General features: G+C 62.9%; 27 protein-coding genes. 10 read left to right on the top strand and 17 right to left on the bottom strand.

Features of this window, described 5'->3' with window-relative positions; genetic code table 11:
• Window positions 1-59: 59 nt before the first annotated feature.
• The 3 genes from SGR02S_RS00730 to SGR02S_RS00740 all read right to left on the bottom strand — a co-directional run bounded on the left by SGR02S_RS00730 (window position 60) and on the right by SGR02S_RS00740 (window position 3038).
• The gene (locus tag SGR02S_RS00730) at window positions 60-476 is read right to left on the bottom strand and encodes a response regulator (RefSeq protein ID WP_067105101.1); all 417 of its coding nucleotides are present in this window, start codon (window positions 474-476) and stop codon (window positions 60-62) included.
• An 86-nt stretch (window positions 477-562) separates the two neighbouring features.
• The gene (locus SGR02S_RS00735; protein WP_065846096.1) at window positions 563-1177 is read right to left on the bottom strand and encodes a response regulator transcription factor; all 615 of its coding nucleotides are present in this window, start codon (window positions 1175-1177) and stop codon (window positions 563-565) included.
• The gene (locus SGR02S_RS00740; protein ID WP_067105102.1) at window positions 1170-3038 is read right to left on the bottom strand and encodes a PAS domain-containing sensor histidine kinase; all 1869 of its coding nucleotides are present in this window, start codon (window positions 3036-3038) and stop codon (window positions 1170-1172) included. The genes SGR02S_RS00735 and SGR02S_RS00740 overlap by 8 nt, the downstream gene beginning before the upstream one ends.
• Before the next feature lie 453 nt (window positions 3039-3491).
• On the opposite strand from SGR02S_RS00740, the gene SGR02S_RS00745 reads away from it, so the two are divergent.
• On the top strand, window positions 3492-4748 hold the full coding sequence (locus tag SGR02S_RS00745; RefSeq protein ID WP_067105103.1) for an MgtC/SapB family protein: 1257 nt from the start codon (window positions 3492-3494) through the stop codon (window positions 4746-4748).
• A 2-nt stretch (window positions 4749-4750) separates the two neighbouring features.
• On the opposite strand, the gene SGR02S_RS19380 is transcribed toward SGR02S_RS00745, so the two are convergent.
• Window positions 4751-5503 carry an ATP-binding protein gene (locus SGR02S_RS19380; protein WP_169799602.1) on the bottom strand — a complete coding sequence of 251 codons (753 nt, stop codon included), beginning with the start codon at window positions 5501-5503 and terminating at the stop codon, window positions 4751-4753.
• A 436-nt stretch (window positions 5504-5939) separates the two neighbouring features.
• Here SGR02S_RS19380 and SGR02S_RS00755 point away from each other — a divergent pair, with 436 nt between their 5' ends.
• A complete protein-coding gene (locus tag SGR02S_RS00755; RefSeq protein ID WP_067105105.1) occupies window positions 5940-6434 on the top strand; it encodes an Hsp20/alpha crystallin family protein in 495 nt (164 codons plus the stop codon).
• Window positions 6435-6441: 7 nt separating this feature from the next.
• A complete protein-coding gene (locus tag SGR02S_RS00760; protein ID WP_067105106.1) occupies window positions 6442-7998 on the top strand; it encodes a bifunctional aminoglycoside phosphotransferase/ATP-binding protein in 1557 nt (518 codons plus the stop codon).
• A 28-nt stretch (window positions 7999-8026) separates the two neighbouring features.
• Here the strand turns inward: SGR02S_RS00760 and SGR02S_RS00765 are convergent, their stop codons facing one another.
• Window positions 8027-8422 (bottom strand): cupin domain-containing protein, encoded by a 396-nt coding sequence (locus SGR02S_RS00765; RefSeq protein ID WP_067105107.1) that lies wholly within the window; start codon window positions 8420-8422, stop codon window positions 8027-8029.
• Window positions 8423-8580: 158 nt separating this feature from the next.
• On the opposite strand from SGR02S_RS00765, the gene SGR02S_RS00770 reads away from it, so the two are divergent.
• Window positions 8581-9591 carry a 2-hydroxyacid dehydrogenase gene (locus SGR02S_RS00770; RefSeq protein ID WP_067105108.1) on the top strand — a complete coding sequence of 337 codons (1011 nt, stop codon included), beginning with the start codon at window positions 8581-8583 and terminating at the stop codon, window positions 9589-9591.
• A gap of 114 nt (window positions 9592-9705) precedes the next feature.
• Window positions 9706-9837, top strand: coding sequence for a hypothetical protein (locus tag SGR02S_RS20475; protein WP_255211350.1), 132 nt, complete (start codon window positions 9706-9708; stop codon window positions 9835-9837).
• A gap of 110 nt (window positions 9838-9947) precedes the next feature.
• Here SGR02S_RS20475 and SGR02S_RS00775 read toward each other — a convergent pair whose 3' ends face one another.
• The 4 genes from SGR02S_RS00775 to SGR02S_RS00790 are packed head-to-tail and all read right to left on the bottom strand — an operon-like array spanning window position 9948 to window position 15818.
• Window positions 9948-10148 carry a hypothetical protein gene (locus SGR02S_RS00775; protein WP_067105133.1) on the bottom strand — a complete coding sequence of 67 codons (201 nt, stop codon included), beginning with the start codon at window positions 10146-10148 and terminating at the stop codon, window positions 9948-9950.
• A gap of 47 nt (window positions 10149-10195) precedes the next feature.
• On the bottom strand, window positions 10196-13228 hold the full coding sequence (mobF, locus tag SGR02S_RS00780) for a MobF family relaxase (RefSeq protein WP_067105109.1): 3033 nt from the start codon (window positions 13226-13228) through the stop codon (window positions 10196-10198).
• Window positions 13229-13231: 3 nt separating this feature from the next.
• On the bottom strand, window positions 13232-15538 hold the full coding sequence (locus SGR02S_RS00785) for a type IV secretion system DNA-binding domain-containing protein (protein ID WP_067105110.1): 2307 nt from the start codon (window positions 15536-15538) through the stop codon (window positions 13232-13234).
• Window positions 15528-15818 (bottom strand): hypothetical protein, encoded by a 291-nt coding sequence (locus SGR02S_RS00790; RefSeq protein ID WP_067105111.1) that lies wholly within the window; start codon window positions 15816-15818, stop codon window positions 15528-15530. The genes SGR02S_RS00785 and SGR02S_RS00790 overlap by 11 nt, the downstream gene beginning before the upstream one ends.
• 494 nt (window positions 15819-16312) lie before the next feature.
• On the opposite strand from SGR02S_RS00790, the gene SGR02S_RS00795 reads away from it, so the two are divergent.
• Window positions 16313-16531 carry a hypothetical protein gene (locus SGR02S_RS00795; RefSeq protein WP_067105112.1) on the top strand — a complete coding sequence of 73 codons (219 nt, stop codon included), beginning with the start codon at window positions 16313-16315 and terminating at the stop codon, window positions 16529-16531.
• A gap of 120 nt (window positions 16532-16651) precedes the next feature.
• Here the strand turns inward: SGR02S_RS00795 and SGR02S_RS00800 are convergent, their stop codons facing one another.
• Together SGR02S_RS00800 and SGR02S_RS00805 are read right to left on the bottom strand one after the other, a co-directional pair.
• The gene (locus tag SGR02S_RS00800; protein WP_067105113.1) at window positions 16652-16873 is read right to left on the bottom strand and encodes a hypothetical protein; all 222 of its coding nucleotides are present in this window, start codon (window positions 16871-16873) and stop codon (window positions 16652-16654) included.
• A gap of 368 nt (window positions 16874-17241) precedes the next feature.
• Window positions 17242-17733, bottom strand: coding sequence for a hypothetical protein (locus tag SGR02S_RS00805; protein WP_082796858.1), 492 nt, complete (start codon window positions 17731-17733; stop codon window positions 17242-17244).
• Between the two features lie 607 nt (window positions 17734-18340).
• Here SGR02S_RS00805 and SGR02S_RS00810 point away from each other — a divergent pair.
• Window positions 18341-18532, top strand: coding sequence for a hypothetical protein (locus SGR02S_RS00810; protein ID WP_067105115.1), 192 nt, complete (start codon window positions 18341-18343; stop codon window positions 18530-18532).
• 14 nt (window positions 18533-18546) lie between these two features.
• On the opposite strand, the gene SGR02S_RS00815 is transcribed toward SGR02S_RS00810, so the two are convergent.
• Both SGR02S_RS00815 and SGR02S_RS00820 read right to left on the bottom strand, forming a co-directional pair.
• On the bottom strand, window positions 18547-19113 hold the full coding sequence (locus tag SGR02S_RS00815) for a hypothetical protein (RefSeq protein ID WP_067105116.1): 567 nt from the start codon (window positions 19111-19113) through the stop codon (window positions 18547-18549).
• A 189-nt stretch (window positions 19114-19302) separates the two neighbouring features.
• A complete protein-coding gene (locus tag SGR02S_RS00820) occupies window positions 19303-20301 on the bottom strand; it encodes a DUF2493 domain-containing protein (protein WP_067105117.1) in 999 nt (332 codons plus the stop codon).
• A gap of 524 nt (window positions 20302-20825) precedes the next feature.
• On the opposite strand from SGR02S_RS00820, the gene SGR02S_RS00825 reads away from it, so the two are divergent.
• Window positions 20826-21326: a hypothetical protein gene (locus tag SGR02S_RS00825; protein ID WP_067105118.1), complete on the top strand. Its 501-nt coding sequence runs from the start codon at window positions 20826-20828 to the stop codon at window positions 21324-21326.
• 36 nt (window positions 21327-21362) lie between these two features.
• On the opposite strand, the gene SGR02S_RS00830 is transcribed toward SGR02S_RS00825, so the two are convergent.
• Genes SGR02S_RS00830 through SGR02S_RS00840 form a run of 3 tightly spaced genes read right to left on the bottom strand, consistent with a single transcriptional unit; the run spans window position 21363 to window position 22720 of the window.
• A complete protein-coding gene (locus SGR02S_RS00830) occupies window positions 21363-21965 on the bottom strand; it encodes a hypothetical protein (protein ID WP_067105119.1) in 603 nt (200 codons plus the stop codon).
• 35 nt (window positions 21966-22000) lie between these two features.
• On the bottom strand, window positions 22001-22330 hold the full coding sequence (locus SGR02S_RS00835; RefSeq protein WP_067105120.1) for a hypothetical protein: 330 nt from the start codon (window positions 22328-22330) through the stop codon (window positions 22001-22003).
• 60 nt (window positions 22331-22390) lie between these two features.
• Entirely contained in the window at window positions 22391-22720 is a 330-nt protein-coding gene (locus tag SGR02S_RS00840; RefSeq protein WP_067105121.1) for a single-stranded DNA-binding protein, read from the bottom strand.
• A 331-nt stretch (window positions 22721-23051) separates the two neighbouring features.
• Between SGR02S_RS00840 and SGR02S_RS00845 the strand changes: the two genes are divergently transcribed.
• Together SGR02S_RS00845 and SGR02S_RS00850 are read left to right on the top strand one after the other, a co-directional pair.
• Window positions 23052-23321, top strand: coding sequence for a hypothetical protein (locus SGR02S_RS00845; RefSeq protein WP_067105122.1), 270 nt, complete (start codon window positions 23052-23054; stop codon window positions 23319-23321).
• A gap of 395 nt (window positions 23322-23716) precedes the next feature.
• Entirely contained in the window at window positions 23717-24148 is a 432-nt protein-coding gene (locus SGR02S_RS00850) for a DUF2147 domain-containing protein (RefSeq protein ID WP_067105123.1), read from the top strand.
• Window positions 24149-24183: 35 nt separating this feature from the next.
• On the opposite strand, the gene SGR02S_RS00855 is transcribed toward SGR02S_RS00850, so the two are convergent.
• The gene (locus SGR02S_RS00855) at window positions 24184-24411 is read right to left on the bottom strand and encodes a hypothetical protein (protein WP_067105124.1); all 228 of its coding nucleotides are present in this window, start codon (window positions 24409-24411) and stop codon (window positions 24184-24186) included.
• Between the last annotated feature and the right edge of the window lie 276 nt (window positions 24412-24687).

The raw sequence follows: 24687 nt of genomic DNA on the forward strand, positions 1-24687 counted from the left end.
AAATCTCGAAGCATCAGACCATCATCTCCAGCCGTCTGTTGGCACAAAGGCAAGCGCGATCAGGAATGGGCGGTTGCCTCGCCCGCACCTGTCAATCGAGCAACGGTCGCGCCGAGCACATGTTCGCGAAAGGGCTTCTCGAGGACCTGGCTGAAACCATGCGCGAGGGCTCGCTCGGTGAGATCAGCCGATGGAAAGGCGGTGATGAGCACCGCTGGACCGGACCAACCTCTTTCCCTCAGATGGCAGAGCACCTCGATCCCATCGGTTTCCTCCAGCCTGTAGTCCGCGATAAAGCAGCAGGCGTCGCGGGCGGCCGGATCGGCAAGCAGCGCGGCCCCGGCTGCGTAGGCCCGAACATCGAAACCCCGGGCACGAAACAGAAGCTGTAACGATCGGCGAACCCCGGCATCATCCTCCACCAGGAGGAGCCGTGGACGTTCCTGCATCTGGGATGCAATTCTCTCACTTGTCATGACACACCATCAAATCCAGCGACCATGCTGATTGATTGGGAATGTCAGGAAATCGGCGACGGGTCGCTACGTAAGTGTCCGAACCCTTAGCCGGTCACGCCCGCGGAAAATGCGATGCGAAGGGCTTCCGACAGGCTGCGAACACCGAGCTTGGTCATCAAATTGGCGCGATGGACTTCTACCGTGCGCGGCGAAATGCCGAGATCAAAAGCGATGGATTTGTTCGGCAAGCCCTGGGCCAGGCCCTTGAGGACGTCCTGCTCGCGCGCAGAGAGTCCCGCGATGAGGATAGTCGCATCGGCCGCCCGGCCCGCCCTGCCTTCGGCATCGGCAAGGCGCTCAAAGGCGGTTTCGATGGCCGTGATCAGCACTGCCTTCTCGAACGGCTTTTCCAGGAAATCGACCGCCCCGGCCTTCATCGCTTGAACGGCGATCGTGACATCGCCATGACCGGTCAGAACGATGACGGGCATGGATATGCCACGCGCGTTCAATTCCTGCTGGACTTCCAGGCCATCCATCTCGGGCATGCGGACATCAAGCAGGATACAACCCTGCTCGGCTTGCTTGAGTTTCTTGAGAAATTCCACGCCGGAAACCCACGGCGTCACCGAAAAACCCGATTTCTTCAGCATGAAACCAGTCGAGCGGCGGATCGAGTCCTCGTCATCGACTATGTGAACAACACGCTTTTCATCCATCCAGCTTCTCCGCCTCCGTCCTTATCAAAGTAAAATGGAACTGTGTACCGCCCCCTTGTGCTGGCTCCATCCAAATGCGGCCGCCATTGGCCTCGACGATAGTTCGACAAATCGAAAGACCAAGCCCCATGCCTTCCGCTTTCGTGCTCACGAACGCCTTGAAGAGCTGGGCTGCGACGTCAGGCGCCACGCCAGGCCCGGTGTCAGCCACCGTCACGCGAACAAATCCCGGCTGATCGGGCGCCGTCCGGATCGTGAGAAGACGGCAGGTCGCCGTGCTCATCGCGTCCACCGCGTTACGGATGAGGTTGACCAGGACTTGCTGGATCTGGATCTTGTCGACCAGCACGCTCGCTGCGTCGTGATCAATATCGATCCGGGTTCCGATCGACTTCTCCCCGGCGCCCATCAACCCGAAAGCCGCGGACTCGTTGATCAGGTCCGGCAAGCTCTCGACAGTCTTTTCGACCTCGCCGCGAGAAACGAAATCCCGCAGGCGACGAACAATGTTGCCGGCCCGCATGGCTTCTGCGGCGGCATCCTCCAGCGCCTCGATGATTTCGGGCAGTTCGTCGGGATCCGGCTCGGCCAGCAAATCGCGCACGGCTTCAACATAGTTCGCAACCGCTGTGATCGGCTGGTTGAGTTCGTGAGCAAGGGTCGACGCCATGGTTCCCATCGCGCTGACCCGGGCGACGTGGATAAGCTCAGATTGAAGCTCCTCAAGCCGCTCCTGCGTCCGGTGACGGTCCGTCAGGTCGCGGATGAAGCCGGTGAAGACGCGTTCGCCGTCGCCGGTTGCCTCGCCCACCGACAGTTCCATCGGGAATGTGGTCCCGTCCTTGCGCATCGCGAAGACCACCCGGCCGATGCCGATGATCCGGCGTTCACCCGTCGTGAGGTAGCGCTCGAGATAGCCGTCATGGCGCTCGCGATAAGGCGAGGGCATGAGCATGCTGACATTGGCTCCCAGGACTTCGGTCTGTGTGTAACCGAAGAGACGCTCGGCCGCAGCGCTGAAGGACAACATTTTTCCCCGTTCGTCGATGACGATCATCGCATCGGGAACAGTCGACAGGATGGAGCGAAGATGCGACTCGCTGTTGCGCAGGGCGCTTTCGGCAGCGCGCTGGTCGCTAATGTCGCGGACGACGATGGCAAAGCCGCGGACCGTTCCGTCCGGGTTCTTCAACGCCGTAATCGCAATGTGAGCGAGAAATTCGCTGCCGTCCTTGCGGACGCGCCAGTCGTCCATCTCTATCTTGCCGCGCGTAACCGCCTCTGCACGGATCGCTGCCGGCTTGCCGGCGGCCACGGCGTCATCGGGATAGAAGAGGTCCGCCGGTTTGCCGATCATTTCCGCGGCGGTCCAGCCCTTCAGTCGCTGGGCACCCTCGTTCCAGATCGTAACGTTCCCGTCCGGATCGAGCATGTAGATGGCGTAGTCCTGCGCGCCGTCGATCAGGAGGTTCAGCTCTTCGGCGAGGATAACCGCGCTGTCGGCGAGTTCGCGCGTGACCGTGACGGTACGGTGGTGATTGCGCCACAGGAGGAACATCACGAAGAGAAAAATCACGACAGCCATCTGCTGGCTGGCTGTGGTGGGCCAGCCGTCGATGACGACTAGCGACGCAAGGGTTATCAGCGTGACGCTCGAGATCACGAACAGGTGAGGTCGGAGCGCCACGAGCACCATACCCGCAACGCCCAGAGTCACAAAATAGTGAACGCGCTCATCAACGTGCTCGGCGAGCTGCTCGCGGGTCACGAAAGCGATGATGACGATCGCGAGACCTGCGAGAGCCGCCGTTATGAGCTGGGTGCGGATAGGGCGGTTGGCGAGCAGCGTTGCAGCGGCCAATGCCCGCGAAAAGGCGCCCTTCCGCTCCGATGACCGGCTGATGTCCGGGATTGCTTCATCTCCTTGCCTTGGTGAAAGGAACCGCACCGCGCTGATCTCCCCCCTTTTTTCGTCCCTTTTTCTATCAATCGAGCCCAAATTGAGCCATCGAAAGTTACGAGGTCCAGGGTCGGGGGAGTTGCGATGGGTCGTCGTCAGCTCTGCTGAGGTGCTGAATTCAGGTCCTCCACCGACAATTGGAACAAATGCGGATTCCCTTGGCCACCGCTGGTAGCTAGACCCCTTGCGTGGATCGTCGACGAATCCGAGCGATCAATAGACAAGGATACCCTGTGGCGCCGCATTGGTTCATTCGGCAAGTTTGGGAAGGGTTGGATGCGGAGGCATGCCAGTCCGTGCGCCGCGCCATGCGTCATTCGGTCAACCTGTGCCTGACACAGCAGGTCTGTGAACATGCCTGACACGGAATTGCTGCGCACCCTGGCGGCTTCTCTTGCAATCGGGATCCTGATCGGCATCGAGCGGGGCTGGCGGCAGCGGGATGCGAACGACGGAAGCCGTGTGAGCGGACTCAGGACATTTGGTCTGCTTGGCCTCACTGGCGGGCTCGCCGGGCACGTCCCGGATCTTCTGGCCGCCGCCATTGCGCTCGCTGCGCTGTCGAGCCTGGTCCTCGGCTATCGCAGCGCCCTCGCACGCGAGGGGAGCCTTTCGGTGACCAATACCCTGGTCGGCATCGTCACCTTCGCGCTGGGTTACATGGCCGCCAAGGGCCAGGTCAGCGAGGCGCTGGCGGTCGCAGCCGTGACGACGCTGCTTCTCACGCTGCGAGCGCAGGCCCACGCCATCCTCAAAGGCATGACGGCACAGGAAGTCGATTCGATCGCGCGCTTTGCACTGGTGGCGCTTGTGATCCTGCCGTTGCTCCCGGACCGAAATCTCGGTCCCTATGATGCCTGGAACCCCCGCCAGATCTGGATGGTGGTGGTCGTGGTCCTCGGCCTCTCCTTCGCCGGCTATGTCGCGACCCGTCGGCTGGGGTCTGGAAAGGGCATCATGATAACCGCGTTGTGTGGATCTCTTGTGTCCTCAACGGCCGTGACCGTGACTTATGCACAGCGATTGCGCCAGAAGGACGGACCGGAAGCGCCACTTATAGCAGGTATCGCGCTTGCATCGCTGGTGATGTTTGTCCGTGTCCAGTTGCTGTCGATCACCCTCATTCCCTACGCAGCCCGTTCGCTGGCTCTGGCCATGGTCCCCGCGTTCATTGTCGGCGGATTGACGACATTGCTTGCGCTTCGCGCGCGCAATGCAGAGGCAAGCGCCGGCGAGGTGAAGCTCGGCAACCCGCTCGATTTTGGGCCGGCGCTGTTGCTCGCGGGGCTGGTGGCGGTGATGGCCATCCCGGCCCGCTGGGCGCTCGAACAGTTCGGCGACCAGGGCATCATCGTCGTGTTGGGTCTGACCGGCATGTGGGATGTCGACGCGGCGGTCCTCACCTTGGCGGGGATGCCCAAGGATATTCTCGACGAGAGCACGGCAGGCCTGGTGTTGGCGGTCCCCGTACTCGCAAACACAGCATTCAAGGGCTTTTTGGCGCTCGGGATTGCCGGACCGCGCCAACAGGGCTGGAAAGCATCCGCCCCCTTGTTCGCCTCGGTGCTCGCCTCTGGCATCGGCATCGCGGCGCTTCTCTCGCTCAGATAGAATTAGGCGCTGGCAGGATATTCCTCCGGCCGCACACCCGGCACGAAATCAGGCTGGCTTGGGATGATTTCAGGGACATTCGGCATGGGCGTTTCCCGAGGCTGTGGAGGCACGGGGGTCTCGGGCGGGGCCGAAGGCTCGATAATGTCGGGCTTGGGTTCACCAGGTTGCGTATCCATGCGGGCGTTGCTCCTTGTTGGCTGACCACGCTGCGCATTTCCACGCCGTCCACGGCGCACATGCACCGGAACTTGCCTTCCTGCGGGCGCTGGCAATCCCACCTGACGAGTGAAGCCGATGTTGAGGACAAGCGGTATCATGAGCACGGCAACCGTACCCCGACCGGCTGCGCTACGAAGCCGAAACCTGGCGTGACAGGATTGTGCGAAATGGCGAACTCGGTCGAGGCCAATACCGTGCGTGCCATCCAGAACGGCTGCGCGTTCCTGCTGGCTCATCCCTTTTCCCGTGTCGGCAACGGTAACCCATAACCGGCGTCCGGCGCGCTTGGCCCGCACAATGATGCGCCCCCCGGTTGCGAGGGCGGTGCGCGCATTGGCGACAAGCTCGACAAGCGCTGCATCAAGGGCCGACGCATCAAACCTGACGAGAGGCTTCGCCGCTGAGTCCCTTATTACAACCTGCGCTCCGTCGCCGGTTTGAGCGTCGAGAAGCAATTGTAGCGCCTCGAGATGCTGGTAGAGGTCGAACGGACGAACCATCGGAATGATTTCCCTGGCAGGCAGAGCGGTCATCAAAGCACCTCTGCGGCGCGCTGTTCCCGAGGTCGTATCGAGGAGCATACGATGCTTCTCGGGAGAAGCACTGTCCTCAAGCACATGGCGTGCCGAACTGACGATTCCGAATAATCGCTGAGGTCATGGATATTCTCTCGCTCCGCGATCGCGGAGCGCGCCCCTTGAGCGTGCGCCCTTCGATCCTTGTGACTTTGTCACTGAGGGCAGGCTCGCGTGAATTGGGAAAGTTACGTAGCGGGTTGCATGAGCAAGCAGGCATGTGGCGTTACCATGCGCGGCCTCCGTAGATTTCCGAATAGAGGCGCCGTGGCCAAGGATATTATTTTCGCTACACTCGAGAGCCGGTTGATGGAGCAACGGTTCGTGTCGTTCTACGGCAAACTTGTTTCTGCCGATCGCTGGCCTTCGGGTTCCCGTTCGAAGGAGATGCGCAATGACTAATCAGGTTCCAATTTCCGGGTCAAAAGGAACTCCTGTCAGCCAGCCTCGGGACCGTCCGATGGATTGGCTACGTGGCGAGATAGACCGGCTGTTCGAGGATTTCGGCCGACCCGCATCGAGCATTTTCAGCTTCGGCAATCGATCGCCGGCAGCGCCCGTTCCAGCCGTCGAACTGGTGGATGACGACAAGGCCTATCGCTTAACCGCCGAGCTGCCTGGCCTCAGCGAGCAGGATATCGCGGTCAGCATCGCCGACGGCGTGCTCGATATCTCTGGCGAGAAGAAGGAGGAGAGCGAACGCAAGGACAAGGGTTACCTGTACAGCGAGCGCCGCTATGGTTCATTCCACCGGCAGGTCTCACTGCCGAGTGATGTCGATCAGAACGGGATCACCGCCCAGTTCAAGGATGGTGTCCTGACCGTGACCCTGGCCAAGGACGAGAACGTGCCTGCACGCAGTCGCAAGATCGAGATCGGCAAGGCATAGACCGCAGATGACGGCGTCGGCAGGACCGATCGGCGAGACCGAACAGCAGGCCGATGTCGTCACCTTCCTGGAGACGCCGGGCGCCCTCGCGCCTGGCGAAACCGCGCGCCGGATCGATACACATGCGGCGCACATATTCCTGGCCGGCAATCGCGCCTGGAAGCTCAAGCGAGCCGTCCATTACGACTATCTCGACTTTTCGAGTCCGGACAAACGTCATGCCGCGCTGGACACAGAACTGACGCTCAACCGCAGGACGGCGCCATCGCTCTATCTTGCGGTTCGCCCCATTTCCCGGGATGGCACTGGCAAGCTGAACCTGAACGGGCAGGGAGACACCGTCGACTGGCTCCTCGAAATGGTACGCTTTGCTGACGGGGCCCTGCTCGAGGAAGTTGCCGCCCGCGGCGAGTTGGATGATCGGCTGGTCACAAAGCTCGCCGATCAGATCAAAGCATTTCATAACGATGCTGAGCAATACCGCGCGCAGTCAGGGCGCGATCATATCGCGGCAGTAATCTCGGGAAATCGGGCGAGCATGGCGCGCTTTGGCGAGATATTGCCGGCTGCGACCGCAAGCAGTTTGGTGGAGCGACAAAGGGAACAGGCCAAGTGCCATGCCGAACTGCTGGATGCCCGTGCCCGACAGGGACGCGTCAGGCACGCACATGGCGACCTGCATCTCGCGAACATCGCGGTGATCGACGATGAGCCCGTCTTGTTCGATTGCCTCGAGTTCGATCCGACGCTTGCGACGACCGATGTGCTGTATGACCTCGCCTTTCTCCTGATGGACCTTTGGGCGCGCGGGTTTCAAGCTCAGGCGAATCTTCTGCTGAACCGCTACCTGGACGTTTCTCCGCAAGATGAGCCGGGCATAGCGCTCATGCCCTTGTTTCTTTCCATCCGCGCGACCATCCGGGCTCATGCATTGGCAGCACAAGCCGTAGCGTCGCCGGATTTGGACCTCGCGGCCAAGGCTCTGCATTATCTCGCGCTCGCCGATGATCTGCTCGCCCCCGTGTCGCCGCGCCTCGTGGCGATCGGAGGGCTTTCCGGAACCGGAAAGTCGACCATCGCCAAGCTGGTGGCTCCTTGCCTGGGGCGGGCTCCCGGCGCCAGAATTCTAAGGTCGGACGTCTTGCGCAAGCGGTTGGCGGGCGTGCCGCCGGAAACCCCGCTTCCCAGAGCCTCATACACCTCGATAGCGAGTGCGGCAGTTTATGGTGAGTTGGAACGATTGGCCAGCCACACCCTGCAAGCGGGGCAAGCCGCGATAGCGGACGCGGTCTTTGCAAGGCCCGAGGAACGCGATGCGATCAGTCAGGTCGCACGGCGCCAGGGCGTTCCATTCGAGGGTATCTGGCTCGAGGCTTCGCCTGATCTATTGAAGCAACGGATCACAGCGCGCGCGAACGATGCCTCGGACGCCGATGCCGCCGTGGCCGAAGCGCAGGCGCACTATGACATTGGCGGCGTTGACTGGCACAAGGTGCGAGCGGACGGCGCACGCGAGGTTGTCGCTGGCAAAGTACGTACGATCCTGGTCGGAGAAGATCGTTGATCGTCTGAGTCGGGCCCAACGGGTCCGTTTATTCCGTCGTCCGGCCGTCGAAATGCTCCTGCGCTGCCTCGGCATCGGCTTTCGTGCGATGGATCGTACCGTCGATGTGCTCCGGCGGTCCATAGATGGTGTAGAGTTGCAGCAGCTTGTCGCCGGTGTTGACGATGTTGTGCTGAGCCCCAGCGGGAACGATGATGCCATCATCGCCCTTGATGGCCGTGCAGACGCCATCGATGAGAACCTCGCCGCTACCCTTCTCAACCCGAAAGAACTGGTCACGATCATCGTGTGTTTCGAGCCCGATTTCCTCGCCGGGCTTTAGCGCCATGAGCACGAGTTGCAGATTTCGGCCCGTGTAGAGAACCCGGCGAAAGTCCTCATTGTCCTCGGTCAGATTTTCGATGTCGCCGATGAATCCCTGCATTGTGATGTCCTTCCTGATCCGCCCGCCAGATTCGCCCCAGAGGGTGATCCTGCTGACGGATTATGACAAAGTGTGGTGATGCTTGCCCCGGAACGACATAACTGTCTGTTCGGGATCATACGTAGGCCACGCGCACTGCGGCCAGGAGAAGTTGGAAGATGGACGTCGCCGTTTTTAGCACCCGTAGCTATGATCGGGAGTTTCTCGATCTGGCCAACGCGGCGGACGGAAATTCGCACGCCTTGCGCTATTTCGACGCCAGCCTCTCGGAGCAGACCATGGCGCTGGCGGCGGGATCGGATGCAATCTGCGCCTTCGTCAACGACCGCCTCGATCGAGGCGTGCTCGCCGCGCTTCACGGTCAAGGGACGAGACTGATTGCCTTGCGATGCGCCGGTTTCAATCATGTCGATCTCGAAGCGGCTGAGGCGCTGGAGATCGCCGTCGCGCGCGTGCCGGCCTATTCCCCCGCAGCAATCGCCGAACATACCGTCGCGCTCATCCTGTCGCTCAACCGCAAGCTGCACCGGGCCTATGTCCGGGTCCGGGAGGGGAACTTCGCGTTGGATGGCCTGCTTGGGTTCAATCTCGGCAACCGAACGGTCGGGATCGTGGGAACTGGCCGCATTGGCGCGGTCGTGGCCCATATCCTTCAAGGGTTCGGATGCACGCTCTTGGCCTTCGACCCAGTCCCGGATGAAATCCTCGAGCAACGGGGCGTGACCTACGTGCCGTTCCCCGAGCTGATGGAACGATCCGACATCGTAACCATCCATTGTCCGCTCACGCCGCAAACGCATCATCTGATCGATGCAAATTCGCTCAAACTGATCCGCGAGGGTGCGATGCTGATCAATACGAGCCGGGGAGCCGTCGTGGATACCCGCGCCGTCATCGCCGGACTGAAATCGGGAAGGATCGGGGCGCTGGGCCTCGATGTCTATGAAGAAGAAGGAGATCTCTTCTTCCGAGACCTGTCGGAAACCATGCTGCAGGATGATGTTTTCGCGCGCCTCCTGACATTCCCGAATGTCCTCATCACAGGCCATCAGGGCTTTTTCACGCGCGAAGCGATGACGGCCATCGCCGAGACCACAATCCACAACATCTCGAGCTTCGAAGAGACCGGCCGGGCAGCGCATCAGATCGGAACGGAGCTCCTGGCCTGAGCATCGATGGGCGGAGGATACAGCCCGCCCTCCGCCCTTTCCTTCGTATTATTCCCAATAGGTCCACATCCAGCACTGGTCGAAACTGCGTCGACGAGGAAGGACGCAGTTATCATGTACATTCTCCCCGCGACTGACGCCCACAAGCACCGCCCCACGCAATCTCAGCTGCGCGTCGGGATCGGGCTGGCGCTTCTGTTCGTGACGCTGGGAACGCAGCTGATCTGGGCGCTCGCCATCCACTGACTGCATTCGGCAGCGGATAAGCCGGTATCGAGATCAGTAGGAAGCCGAAAGCAAGGTCGACCACCGGCAACAGCGACGGCAGAAGTTGAAAAGCGTCCGTGGCAAACCCCTCAGTTCCAGCCGTCCCGCCTGCCCTCATGGCTATCGCGCAAGCCTCGGCGATCGAGAGCGGACCGTCGGATATTGAGTTCCACCTCCTCGCCCTTGCGGGTGATCTGCACGTCCCGGGGGTCGAGATTGTTGCGTCGCACATAGTCGTCAGCCGCTCTCTCGCTGCCGAACTTGCCAGCTTGTTCGAATTCCCATCCCATCATTCGTCTCCTTCTCTTGCCGCGGGCACCATGCCGGCAGCCAAACACTATAAATCGAGGCCGAGGCTTCGCTCGGGGAGCGGCGGCAGCACGTCGCCGCGATCGGGTTTCGGGTCGAGGGGCTGTTGCGGATCCTTCACCGACGGCGCCGCGCCATCGGGCAGCGGCGGCAGATCGCCTGGAAGTGGCGGGAGGTCGGAGAGATCGACCCCATCGATCGGTCCCGGATCAAACTTCTCGCGAGGACCCGGCCCCTTTTTCCCATCGATGTCGAGCCGGCCGAGCGTCTCAAGCGCGGAAGTCTTGTTGCCGGGGTTCATGTCGAGCTGACGCTCGAGTTTCTCCCGGTCATCGACGACCATCGTGAGTTCGTCGCGGACGCGGGTGACACCGACATTGAAGAGGCGCTGGTTCGAGAGGTTGCGCTCGTGCGACGACATGACGGTGATCGCCTTGTCGGTGGTGATCCCCTGCGCCATGTGCATGTTGAGGCTGTAGGCGAGGTCGAGCCGAGAGAGCATCGGATCGCCCAGATCAAGCGTGAGGCGACTACGGTCGGCCGTCTCGACCGTGACGCTGGCGGCATCGATGCCGATCACGCGCGCGAGCGCCGCATTGAGCAATCCGCGCTCCTTGTCGTTGGCGGTCCAGCGGATGCGATCGCCTTCGCGCAGGTGCAGATCCTTCTTCTCGGAAAGCTGAAGCCGGTCGCGCTGCTCGGTCGGCGACAGCCTCTGCGGGTCGAAACGGATTTTGCGGCGGCCGTCCGCAAGTTCGACCTTTCCGTTCGCATGCACCTTCAGGACATCGTAGCGTCCACCCCGAATGCCGACATCCTGGGCGCCGCCCCGGCCGACCTCGAGCGTCTGGCCAGCCCGGTAGGTCGAGGCGTAGCGCAGCTCTTCGCGCGTCGTATTGACCCGTTCGTAGACGGTGAGCTGGATGTGCTCCCCCTTCACGCTGCCCTCAGCGACCAGCCCGTCCTGAATGCGCTGATTGATCACCGCGCGCGCGTCGCGGCCCGACGCAAAGACGGCGGTCGCGTCGCGCTCCGGTTGCGACAGCGCGAGCCACATGTCGGCGGCAGAGACGGCAGGCTCGGCACTCTCGATGACCCGGTCGCCGAGGACCTTCATGGCCGCACTCGCCTTTCCGACATTGGCGAGCGCGGCAACCGTGCGCAGCTGGTCGGTCCGTTGACGGATATTCTCGTCCATCCTCGTCAGGGTGCCGCCCCCCGCCTGGATCATGGCAAAAGCCTTGCCTGCGTCGATCGAGGAGAGCTGCTGGCGGTCGCCGACCAGCACAAGCTTGTCCACGCCCAGCGCCGCGCTGATCCGGTGGAGCTTGAGCATGTCATTGCTCGAGACCATCGAGGTCTCGTCGACCACCAGCATGGTGCCTGCGAAATTATCCCGCGCCGTCTCGTACCGAGGCGTCGAGCGCTCGGCGATAAAGCGCTCATGGGCGAGCACGAAGGAGGCAATCGTCTGCGCCTTGATACCCGCTCCTTCGACCAGATCCGCGACCATCTTGTTCTGGAAAGCGAGACCGGTGATCGTCCGGCCTTCCGCTTCCGCGACCCGCGCGACAGCCTGCAGCATGGTCGACTTGCCGGCACCCGCGACGCCCTGAACAGAGACGGTGCGATCGGCTGATGACAGGATCAGCGTCGCGGCTGCGAGCTGGCCCGGATTGAGGGGACGATCGGAAGCCTCCTGCAGCCGCACCGGTGCGGTGTCGGCGGCGATGATCGGATTGGCAGTGCCCTTCCCTTCCTCGACTGAAGCGAGGATCCGCTCCTCGGTTCGCAAGGCTTCCTGCGTGGTCGCCATGCGCCCGGTCCGATCCGCGGCGGTCGCGACCCCGGGAATGAGCTGGCGGTTCTGAACCAGCCGGTCGATCCGCCGCTCGATGCTTTCGACGGTGACGCCCTTCAGACCAAGGTCGAGCGCGGTCTTGCCGAGCTTGTGGACGGGCCAAGCCGCCTCGCGTTCGGACAATATGCGCACCGCCGAGGCGACAGCGAGTTGCGTACGCGCTTCCGCCGGTGACTTAACCGCGCGCGCGAGCGCATTGTCGACCAGCGGATCGTGCGGACGGAGCAACGCACCTACCCGGTTACGGGCACCGTCAATAGCCTCGACGATCGCGCGATAGCCGCGTTCGAGCGCGCTGTCAGGCTGCGCGATCCCGGCGCGGGCCTCGGCCGAGGCGACCAGCCCTTTGCCGTCGAACCCGAACACCGCCGCGCGGTCGATCCAGCTTTGCTTCAGAGCTTCCCGATCTTCCACATCCAGCTTGGGATCACGCGACCGTTTTGTGATCTCGCGCAGGCCTTCGGGCGACTTGACGCCAAGCTGGGTAGCGCGATCGAGGATTTCCTCCCGCCGCTGGCTGAACTCGCCGATGACCGTTTTGGGTACACCCGATATCTCGAAGGTGCCGTGCTTGCCTTTGAGGTCGACCCCGTAGCCAAGCTGCTCGAGCCCGGCGCGCAGATAGGCATGATAGACAGAACCGATTATGCTGTTGTGGCTCCACAGCTTGTCGCCATGAAGCGCCTGCCATTTGCCGTCGGCCATGCGGGTCAGATTGGCAATGACGGCGTGGATATGTCCCTGCGGATCGAGGGCCCGGCTCGTGTCGTGCTGGAATAGGGCATAGACAAGGTTACCAGTCTGGACTGGCACCTTGCGTCCCTCGACATCCTTGCGCCCTTCAGCGAGGTTCTTTTCGACCCAGGCCATCGTCTTCTGGACTGCCGCCATGTTCGCACCAAGGATGCGCTTGTCGCCGGCCACATAGGCCATGACCGATGCCGATTTTGGCATCGAGAAGGTGAGGTCGAAGCCGGCGCGGCGATTTTCGACCTGAGCGACCGCTTCCCCGTCCGGCAGGATCCCGTTCAGTATGCCTTCGAAGGCATCCTTTGCCACCTCGCCAGCCAGACCAAGACTATCCGCCCCCTCCCCAGCCCACGCGCTGATCTCTGACGAACCTTCGACCGTATAATAGTCGTCCTTCGCGAAATAGTTCGCGGCGCCTGATGCGGAGCGGACGGCGGCGACCGACAGCATGGGTTAGATGCCCATATCCATGCCGTCATCGTCGCGGCCGGGATGGAAGGCCTGGCGCAATTCAACCAGTGTCTGGTCCTCAACCTGGGGTGCGCGAGCCCCCTCGCCCGGTCGCTCGTCCCGCTCCTCCCTGTCGCGGGTCACGACCGACTGTTCCTCCCCGGCACCGCGTATCGCCTGCGCTTTGTCGGCGGCATGGACTGCGGGACTCATTTGATCGCCCCGATCCTCGAGCCGCTGCGCCGCGTGCCCGGCCGCCGCGTCTTCGCTCTCCGCCTCTGCCGAGAGAATCCGGGCCGCCATGTCCTTGGCGAGATTGCCGGTCTCGGCAACCTCCTCCACTATCTGGCCAGCACCATCACGCCCGCCGGCCTCCCCTGCCCCGTCCTCCTCGAACGCCTCTTCTCCGCGCCTCGACCGGACGGGCTGAACATCGGACCTGGGCATGAAGCCCTGGGCGATCTGCGGATAGTCTTTCCATTCGAGAAGAATGCGCGCGGCGGGGAAGCCATCGGGGAACTTCGCGAACCCGTGCATCGATGGCAGATTGGTGATGTCGTCAGCAATGACGAGCGGCTCGACCTGCTTGCGCGGGGTCAAGGTCGAAGCATCGCGCGTGTTGTTATAGCCATAGCTATAAGCTTCATCCATCTGGCGGACCTCGCGATTGCCGATATAGCGCGCACACTGCTCGGCGGTGTCCAGATCGGCTGTCGCAAGGATGAGCTTCGTGCGGGCAAGCGAGGCGAGATTGCGGGCGCCTTGCTCGCCATAGACCTCGACGAGTTTCTCGAAGCTGTGGATACCGAGGATCATCGCGCCGCCGAAGGCACGCGCGGTCTGAAGACCATTCTCGATCGCCGGCAATTTGTGGAGGGCGCCGAGCTCATCGAACATGAACCAGGTGCGCAGGGAGCGCGTGCGGGGGAGCGTCATGAGGCGGTTGATGGCAAGGTCCATCCAGAGGGTCAGCAGCGCCCGGTTCATCGGCAGATCGACATAGTTCGAGGTGACGAACAGGATCGATCCAGGCTTCTTCTCGTCGGTGATCCAGTCGCGGATCGAAAAGGGTGCACCCTCGTCTGGCAGGAAGCGGAGCGCCTGTGCATTGGTGTTGAAGACGGCGCGGATGGATTCCGCCATGCGCGCGGCTTCCGGCGCGGTCAGCGGGTCCGCGATGGTGTTCGCAAGGAAGCGGTGCACACGCTTCAGATCCGCCGTCATCAGGTTCTCGGAGAGCGCGAGATTGCTGGTTTGTCCGCGTTCCTGGAGACGGATGCACATCTCGATGAAGAGGGTGCGCGCGGCGAGCGCCCAGAAGGGTTCGGAGGATCCGCCATCGGAGGGGATGAGCGCGGCCGCCGCGGCCGTGAACTCGCTATGCGAGCGGCAGTCATTGAAGATCGACCAGGCCGGGCAGCGCACGTCCATCGGGTTCAGGATCGTGTCGCATGCCGGATTGTAGAAGGCTTCGACATAGGCGCCGGTCAGGTCGAAGATAACGGCAGTGTCCTGGCGCTCGCGCATCTGGGTTACAAGGCTGCGCAGTTCGGTCGTCTTGCCCGATCCGGTCGTGCCGATCAGCATGACATGCGACTGCTCGGTGCGGTGCGGAAAGGGGATGCCGGCGAGCGTATAGGGATGGTGGATACCGCCCTCTTTTCGCGTCCGGAAAGGAAGGCGGAGGACCTGGCCGGGCGACAGGCTGGGAAAGCTGACCTTCGCCTCCTCTTCGAACTTCTCCAGATTGTGCTGACTGATCTCGGCGTGGAGGATATCCCGGTCGACGAGCATCGCTCCGCGCTCATGCCGTTCCTGAAGGATCGAACGCCCGCGCCGATGGGAGAGGTCCACGAACCAGATGGCCACCGGGATGGTGATGAAGACGGAGACGAGGAACGCGCCGAGCAGGCCGCGCATCGCGATCGCCCAGGCCTTGATGACCTCGGGAATATAGGGGACCGCCTGCATCACCGTTCGCATGATTTCGCCGGTCGGCAGCGTGACGTTGACGCGCTTGTTCGGATTAAGATCGATCCAATTCCACAGGGTGGCGTAGAGCTTCATCACGACAAGCTGGAAGCCATGCTCATCGAGTTGGATCGACATGATGATGAACCAGGCGGCCGCGAAGGCGAAGAACCACAGGATGAAGGGCAGCTTCGCGCCCGAAAACCACATCATCATCTCATGTGTGATGAGCTGGCTGCCGCGGGTAAAATTGCCGGCGTTGCGCTGGACATTGCCGCGCGCGCTATGATGGGTCAGCGGGATCGCTTCGCCGCTCGTGCGGATGTCCTTACGCGCCATGATATTGCTCCAGGCGCCGGTCGGTCTCCGCGAGAATGCGGTCGCGATATTCAGGGAATTGCTCGCGGATGATGATGTCGAGCGCGAGCTGCTGGAACTCGCTGATCCGGGCGATCCGACGCTGGCTGAAGGTCAGCAGCCCGGCGGACGCCAGGAAGGCGTCCACGGCCGTGCGCAAGAGGTCGGACGGGGTGCAGCCGCGCTCGGAAGCGATCTCGACGAGGCGATCATATTTGCGCCGGTCGAGGCGGACCGTGCAGTGCTTGTTGGGGGTCGTCAAAACCAGGCCTCCTAGCAGGGAGGCTGGTGGGGTCTCAGAAACCGTTGCCGCTTATAGCCTATTCCCATCGGGCGGGCAACAAAGTCGGGCTGGCACCTTCGGGTGTGTTCTCCCGTAACACGCTGAAATGGCGGAAACTCCCGCATCTCCGGATGCCTGATTGTCCGTCCCACAGCGGCCCACACCCTTCTTTCCGCGCAAATCCTTGAAATCGCCTAAGTTCCATGCACCTTCAGGTGCGTTCGGTGTGCACTCTGTACCAGGAACGACCCCCTACCCCGGGGCGTCTGGTGACGCGAATGATCTGGTGTGGGAAACGCCTCCGGCGGGGCGCCAGGCCGTCCTTTGGACGGACGACGCGCGCGACTTGCGAACCGCGTTTTGCGGATCGTATGGGCGGTGGTTCGATTTTCGATGCAGGGTTCCCGCAGCGTTGTTCCCGGCATATAGTCGAAGGGTTCATAGCCCGATCAGCCTGAACGAAGAGGGCCATTATGGCACGCACATTGGAGCAGGAACGGGCAGCGATCGAGACAGAGGCCCGCAAGCTGGAAGAGAGGCGCAGAAGCCTCGCTGACAGGGAGAGGGAGCAAGCAATCCAGACGATCGAAAAGGCAGGCCTGCTGAAGCTTGAGCCGGGTCAATTGGCCCGCCTGGTCGGACGTATCAAGTTCCTGGGTATCGCCGAGGTGGAAAAGCGCCTGACGGCCTAGCCAGCCCCCGCCGCGACCCTTTGTCGCGGCACGGACATGGGGGGTTCGATGCCCCCCATGTCCGTATTCCCTCGCAACAAAAAAAGGGAGAGGCGACGGGCGCCCCTCCCTTTTGTCGTTTCAGAACTCGTCGGGCATCCCGCCCCGTGCCGTGTAGACGATCCGGTCGATCATCGGCTGACCCAGTGCGCCATAATCCCCTTCATCTATGGCGAGGTAGCCCAGCTCATCGTCCTGGATGACATGCTGGTCGAAGTAGCTGTGAAGGGCCCGGCGCTCTGCGCACGCAACTGCGGCGAAGTAGGCGGCATTGTCGGCAGCGGCGTTCGAGATGATCTGCATGTTAGGCTCCTGTCTGTCTTGAATGACAGGATCAGGCGCGTCGGGCGGCCGAGGCCGGGTCAAGGATCGCGAAGCGACCGCGAAGCGGCGGTGGGGGTCACGATTTTCTTCGGCGGCCACCGGCATCGGCAGGGAAGCACGAGGTTTGATCCGCCGAAGAAAATGGTGGGGCCCCGCCGTCCTTGAGGCGGTCTCGGTCGTCTGACATCATGGGAAGACTGTGAGAGATTTTTCCTCTCGTGGAGTGGTGTCCGGCAAGGCGTAGCGGCGTGCGGACCGAAGGGGCCGTGCGGCACGCGAGCGAGCCGGGATATAGAGCTGGCGGCGCAAGAAAAGGGACCGAGCGCAAAGCCCGGCCCCGGTTGCCGTCAGGGATGGCGACCACAGTGGCAGCAGTCCTCCTCAATGCCGCTGAAGGAGCATAGCCCAGGTCCGAAACCCGCCCGCGCCTCGTCGGTATCTTCGATGTAGCCATGATGGTTGGCAATCGCGATGGCGTGGCGGCGTAGGATCGGATCGAGGTCGTCGATATAGGGCTCGCAAGCCTCACTGAACCTCCTGGCATAGAGTTCGTAGGACGTACCCACTATCTCCCGGATCGCTGAGGCGGCGATGCGCTCTGCGTCCGTCCGGAACTGATTCAGCGCGACCGATTCCGCGGTGTCGAGCATGCAATGTTCCTGACGCTCTTCCGGATGCGGCGGGCGGTGTTCAGTGGCGATCTTATACCGCCTGCTGCAGTTGCAGCAGTAGGCGCAATCGTCGACGTGGTCATACTGACCGGCATCGAAAAGTGTGGCGCAGTGAGGGCAGATCGGGGCCGTGAACAGCGTTCGCAGAGAGTCGGTGAAATCGTCCATATGAGCCTCCATCGATGAGGGTGAGCCCATCGGGACGCGGTGTTGAGGCGGTCAGGGACGGCGCGACCGCCTCGGAGCGGGCAGCGGGGGAACCGATTTTGCCGTCGCGGAGCGGAGCGGAGCGGGCAAAATTGGGCGGACCGCTGATCCTTGACGGCCGATGGACACCCAGCGTCATGCTTCGGCGATGAAGCCCATCTGATGCCGAGATGTGAGAGCGCGCGGCTTTGCCCCCGAACCCTTTCAGGGCGTTCCGGGTTAACCGCAAAGCACTGTGCCGGAACGGGCACGACGGTCTTGCTGCAAGGCTATCGAAACGCGTCAGCTCAAGCCTTGGCTTGGTGCGAATGGTGGTCTGTGATAGGGGCCTGACTGCGCTGCAAAGCGGCAGCGCCGGGACTGGTAATCCCGTCGAGAACGGCAACTCGGTGTGATCTTCACGCCGGGGTGCCTGCGCATATGTCCAGGTGCCCCGGCACTAAAAGCGTAGGCGCATGTCTCGACGTGTTACCAGCCCCGGCTCCCGCGCCCAGCGCGCGGGAGTAACCGGGTGCCGCATGTCCCCCATACTACCCGCCACCGCGTCATGACATGTGCCGGAGGGGATATGATCGATCGGATCGAGGATGGGTCGAAGGCCGATCTGAGCGTGCAACGGGCTCTCGCGATCGTGCTGATGCGGGAGGTCTTGCCATTGCTCGATACGCTCGGAGAGAATGTCGCGGCAGGACATCTTCAGGTGGCGATCGACACGGTCCTGGGTGAGGCAGCGAGCTTCCCCACGGAAGGCTCCTGCTGATCCATCACGGCGTGTCAGGCCCAGGCGAGACGCGCGTCGCCAGACTCGGTCGCGCTCGCCAACAGGCGTTCAATCCGGGGAAGGTAATGGTCGACGCCGCGTTCGGCCGCGCGGGCCGGAGTGTCCGGATCGGCGAGCCGGTTCCGGACCTGTTCGAGCGGAATTTCGCCGACGCTGTCCGTGGCCATGCCGAGCGCTTCGAGTAACGCATAGGCGTTGCCATAAGCGAGATCGAGTTCCAGTCCGCAGTCAGACGTAAGGGCGACGCGCATCGTGATTTCGGCTGTGCTGGCGCAATGATGGATCGAGATGCGCCGCCCCCGGAACTGGGCTTCCTCGACGACGCTGATCACCGCCGGATCATGGTCGAAAACGCCGGTCACCGCGGCGAGCGCCAGCGGGCAGACGCGGGCCTCGAAGCTGTCGCCGATGACCTCGTCGGGTTCGATAAGCGCAAGGCCCATATGGTCGCCCTCGGCGCGCAGATAGCGGCGGAGCGCGGCAAGCTGGCGGGCGGTGATCACGGCGACGGGAGCGGGCGTATCGTCGGCGGGAAGCGCGATACGAAAGAGGATGGACATGATTTTGTCTCCTTGGAAAAATCACCTCTTTCCACCCCCTTTTCTCTGGAATTGCCGCGCGCCGCCGACGGTCGCCGGAGAGGTTATTGCCCTGCGGCGCGCGGGGGTTCGATGCCCCCGAGCGCCGCTTGTCTCGCGAAAAAAGGAAAGAGAGGCCCCGGCGGATGCCGGAGCCTCTCGAGAGTGAATTCAGGCGCTGCGCTGCTGACGCTGCGGTGCCGGACGCTGAGCTTGGCTGTCGAGCTTCACCACGTGCAGCGGGACACCCGACTGGCGGAGTTTCTGGGCGAGGTTCATCTGGATGCCTGACCCTTCGCAAATCACCGCTTCGACCGGCTTGAGGGCGAGCAGGCGATCGTTGCGGACGAACGCGGCCTTCGCTCCCAGGCGTCGGTCGAGCCGGAACAGGATGACCTTCACGCCGCGTGCTGCCGCCCAGGCCTGGGCAATGGCATCGCAGCCTTTGGTCTGGGCCGTGGTGGCGAGGATCATCTCGGGAACGCGGGCCTTGATCGAGTCGAGACCGCGCCACAGCATCTCGTGATCGTCCCAGATCTGCCCGCCCGAGAAGGCGACGACAGGCCCTTCAGGGGCGAACTGTTCACGGCGCTCGCGCGCCCGCTCGGCAAGATAGTTGCGGGCGTCGATCATCGACGCGGTGACCCCCCGCGATACCCGGCTGCCGCGCGTCGGGGAGTAGGGACGGCCGGTCTCGACGCGATAGACTTCGGCGGCATGGTCGCGCATGCATTCCATGGCGTCGCGGCATCCTTGCAGTGTCTGGCAGAGCAGCTGCGCTTCTTCGAGTTGCGAGGCGTAGATTTCGCTAGGATCGAAGGTCCGCGCGAGATCGCCAAGTTCCTTGGCTGCGTCATCTTCGCGGTCGTTGATCCGCTTGGCCACGACATGGAAGCTGTTGACGAAGCCCCAGGCGAGGTCGGACGCGAAGGCCTCGAGGCGAGTATCGCGAAACACATCGAACAGTGTCGCCATCACCATCTCGACAGCAGCGCGGGCTTGCTCCGGATCGGGCATCTCGAGCTGTTCGGTTTCATCGACGGGGGAGAGCTTGGCGCGCTCGTCATGCTCCATGAAAGCGCCCTCGTAGATCGAGCTGCGATCCTGATTTCCGGTTTCTGCGGCGATGAAGCTGGCAAGGTCTGCGAAATTTGCGAAAGACTTGTTCATGTGAGCCTCCATGGCATGTTGATGTCTCATCTCCTCGGATGAGACCTGACTCAGGGCATGCGGCGGTCAGGGAGGTCAGGGACGTTAACCGGGAAGCCGGCCGCCGGCCGGACCCGGGTTAACGCCGCGTCAGCGGGGAGTGGGGGAGCCGATTTTGTCGGTGTTGCCGGGACGCGCAGCGGAGCGGCGGCGGCGTCAAAATTGGGGGAACCGCTCATCCTGAAGGACCGCCAACCCCGCATGCCACACTAAAAGGACACAAGAGAGGAATAGGGGTGTACAAACCTCACAGTGGGGACCCGCGCCAAGCGGGATCGTGACCCGGCAGGGCGGAGACGAGGCGAACGCCTTGGCTCCGTGAGCTTTGCCGGGGGTCGCGCGCCAGCGCGAACGGCGGCTTAGCGAATAGAGCCCCGGTCCCGTCCTGAGCGCGGCGAAGGGCGGGATGCGCCACCACCCCTGCTCCTGCATAACAAGGTAAGGCGCTTGAGAAGTCTCCGAAATATGCCCTGGAACCCGCTGCCATGCACGGGGGTTCAGCTTCCTATCCTGGCGAAATAGCGACGGCGGCGCAGATCAAATTGCTCGCCGATGAATATCGCGGCGGCGCGCACGATCTCTTGAGCCGAGGCCGCAAGGGCCAGCCCTCGAGCTGGGCACCGGCCTGCATGAGCCCCATCCATGCGATCGAACTCTATCTCAATGCGCTGCTGCTCCATAAGGGCCATGCCCCCGCCGAGATCCGAGGCTATCAACATGATCTGGCCAAGCGCGCCGGACTGGCGGCGGCAAAGGCGCTTCGCTTGCGCCAGCGCACGCTTCATCATCTCGGCTCCTTGAGCGCTGGACGGGAATATCGCGCCACCCGGTGCGGGCCCGAGCTGGGCGGCAACTGGACCCAGCTCAACCGCTTGACGGCAACACTGGACGAAGTGAGCGCAAAGGTCGGCGCGGCCATCGAGCCAGCCCCGCGGGTCGCGCTTCCAGCTTCGCTATCCGTACTTTCGCAGGCATCCGGCGCGTGACGGGAGCACGGCCCGGATGTGCGGCGTTGGCACGGATCAGGTCGGCCCGATCCACTCCGTCGCCGGTCGCCACCCGATGATGTCGCCGCCGCTGTCGGCAACCGCGTCGTTCGAGATATCGCGCCATGGCGAGCGCGGCCGATAGGTCGGCATATAACGCGCGGTCAGCAGTTCGAAGGTACAGCATGTGTAGCCACTGACGCGGATGGCGAGCACCGGTTCATTCTCGGGCGGCAGGATGCCAAGGGCCGCGATGAACCCCGCGGGAACAGGGTGAAGGGTCGCATCGATCATCGTGCGCGCCAGACGGCATTCCAGTTCGCCCGCTTCGGCGCCCCAGGGATGGGCATCGATGTCGAACAGCTTTGCGTCATTATGCGCAGGGACGAGGGAGAATTCTCCGGCCCAGCAGCGGCTCTCGGGATTAAGGGCAGCGACGTCGCAGACAAGGCCGGGATCTCCGGTCTCGGCCCGAAGCCAGCCGGCGAGGGCCGGCGTGAGCCGGCCCGAGAGCTTGCGCGCGCGCAAAGGCATCGCGTCCAGTTGAGGGAAATCGACAAGCCACCAGGCGAGGCGATGATGCAGGATGACCCCATAGCTGTGTACCGCATCGCGGGCGGAGGGCATGGGCTGGTTCATGGGCGAGGTCCTTGTGACGAGAGGGCGGCGGCGGGTCAGTGGACTGACCCGCCATGTGCGAAAATGGCGTCGGGGTTGATCAGCTGGTGTTCGCTGGCAACGAGCGACCAGGCGGCGGCGAGGTCGTCATAATATTCGCAATCGACGATCGCATCGGCGCTGGCCTCGCCGAACTGGGCTTCCTCGAAGGCGCGGGTGTGCGCGGCGTCGGCAGCATCGGTGATCGCATCGGCGAGGCGCGCGGCGATCTCGTAGCGGTTGAGAGTGTCTGCGACCCGGCGGATGCGGGCGACCATGGTGGGGTTGGTGATTTCGATGCCGTGGCCGATCCCGGCGATCTCATCAAAGCTTGCGAGCGTGAACATGGACGGTCTCCATATCTGAAGGATGGAGGGCGGCCGCATGCGACCGCCCCGGGAAGGCGGTCAGAGGAATTCGATTTCCTCGGCGACGATGTCGGTGTTGTAGTAAGTGCGTCCGTCGCGCTCGTTGCGGCTGTAGCGGATCTCGCCGACGACCATCAGCTTGTCGCCCTTCTTCTTGTGGTTGGCGACCGACTTGCCGAGGCCGTTGAAGGCCTTGACGGTGTGGAACTCGTCATAGGTCTCGGTGTAGCCGTTCTCGTCCTTCTGGATCTGGCCGTCCTTGATGACCGGCTTCGATGTGACGAGGGAGAAGCTGACGCCGCCCTTGCTGTCCGTACCGAAGCGGCTGATGTCCGAGGTGATGCGTCCCGAGAGAAAAACCTTGTTCATGGCTGAGTGCCTTTCGCAATTCCGCCAGCGGGCCGATCCCGCTGGGATGGACAATCGCGAAAGCCCGGGATTGAGGGGCTGCCGCACCCGAGCGTGAGCGAGGGGGAACCTCGATTTTTCGAGTGGTGCGGGCGGAGGCCGAAGGCCGACAACACGGTCGTAAAATCGCGGGTTGCGGCAGTCCCGCACGGGCGTAGCGTTCATCCCGTCAAGCGGGTCGCCCCCTGGTGGAGTCTCGATCGGTCACGCCTGGACAAAGTGTCTGCGCGACTACGGGCCGTCACCGGGCGAATGCCGATGGTTTGCGCCAGAACGCACGGCGACACGCGGCATGCTGGCACATGGTCTGATGGTCATGGACGCTCTGGGTCGGATGCGACCTGCGGTGTCGAGACTGACGGGTTCCCTCCTCGCGCCGATGGATGGCGAAAAGGGCCAGCCACAAGAAGAAAATGCGGACGGCACAGAGGTGGAGGACCGCGGCCGTGACGGCTCGATGGATGCGATAGCGCACGCGTGTCGATTGCCGGGCGATGCGCCGATCCTGTTGCCCGAGGCCAAGGCGCTCGTAGGCGCACTACCGGCGGGGCAGCCTTGGTGACGTGGCGCTGAAGAAGCGGTTGACCAGCATCCTCCACAGTCCGCGGTCGGACCGATCCGGGAGCGTCGTGCCGCGTTGAGCAATGATCCGGATTCGATCATGGATATTCTGCGGACGGGAAATCACCGAACAGACAAAGGACGAGGTCATTACCGGCCTGGGATTATTCGGCTGTGAGAGTCCGGTCAGGCGGGTCCTCACAGGTTTGCGGAACAGGAACTACGGCGCCGTCTAGCCCGAACCGGGCAAGGACTTACGGGTTGGTACAGGCGGATTGATGAAAGGCAGTCTGGCGCGAGGCCGCAACGTCATGCACAAGACATGTTCTGGCGGCATGCATAAGCGTCAGCAAAGGCAATCGCGCAAATCCCGGCAGGGAGGGAGGGCGCCAGATCATGAGTGACAAGGTGTCTGGGCGAGTGAAATGGAAAAGAATGGCGGTGCTCGCAGCCTTGGCGGCATCGTCGACGGCAGCGGCCAATACACCCGAGCGATCGTTCGGGGTCTGGTCGAACCCCAAGGGCAGCGTCCATGTGCGCGCCGAGCCTTGTGGTGACCGGATGTGCGGTATCGTGGTCTGGGCCAATGACAAGGCGAAGGCGGATGCCGCGCGTGGCGGATCGCCGCAGCTGGTCGGGGTGACCCTGTTCCGCGACTTCGAGCGCAGCCGGCCCGATGTGTGGCGGGGACGGGTGTTTGTCCCCGACATCGGGAAGACCTTCACGGGAACGATCAGCGTGATCGACGCCGCGCATCTCGAGGGCAAAGGATGCCTGCTTGGACGGATCGGATGCCGATCTCAGGTCTGGACCCGGATTGCCGATTGACGATCTATAACCCCACTGATGTAGAAGACCCGCATTCAGCTTTCTTCTGCAAGCCGCTCCTCAAGATGGTCGACAAGGAGCCAGGCATCGGCAAGGTCCAAGCTAAGCTGCTCGTCCGCCATTGACGTTTCGCGCACGAACCCGGGGTCGAAAGCCTCCCAATCAAGTGCCTCCAGAAAGGCTTCGCGCCGCTCGGAAAAGCGCACGAGGGTTGCGTGGCTGTGGCGGGCGCGGTCGAGACGAGCCGCAATCGTCAGGGGCATGAAGCATCTCCGATCAGGGTAGACAGAAAACAGGGCCCGCTTCGCCGGGGAGCGAAACGAGCCCTGTCACCCCGCGTCGGGGGCTCGGGACGCGGGATCAGGTGCGGGCGGTGCCCGTCACTCGACCGGTTCGGGAGTCCGCTGGCGGCGGCCGCCTTCCTGCGGTTCCTCGCCGAAACCATGCTCTGCCGACGACTGGCCGAGGCCGGCCTCGGCCCCTTGCGCGGGCGCGCCGGCGGTGTCGCCTTCACCGGGCAGCGGCGGCAGTGCGTCGTC

The organism is Sphingopyxis granuli NBRC 100800 (assembly GCF_001591045.1).
Taxonomy (GTDB): domain Bacteria; phylum Pseudomonadota; class Alphaproteobacteria; order Sphingomonadales; family Sphingomonadaceae; genus Sphingopyxis; species Sphingopyxis granuli.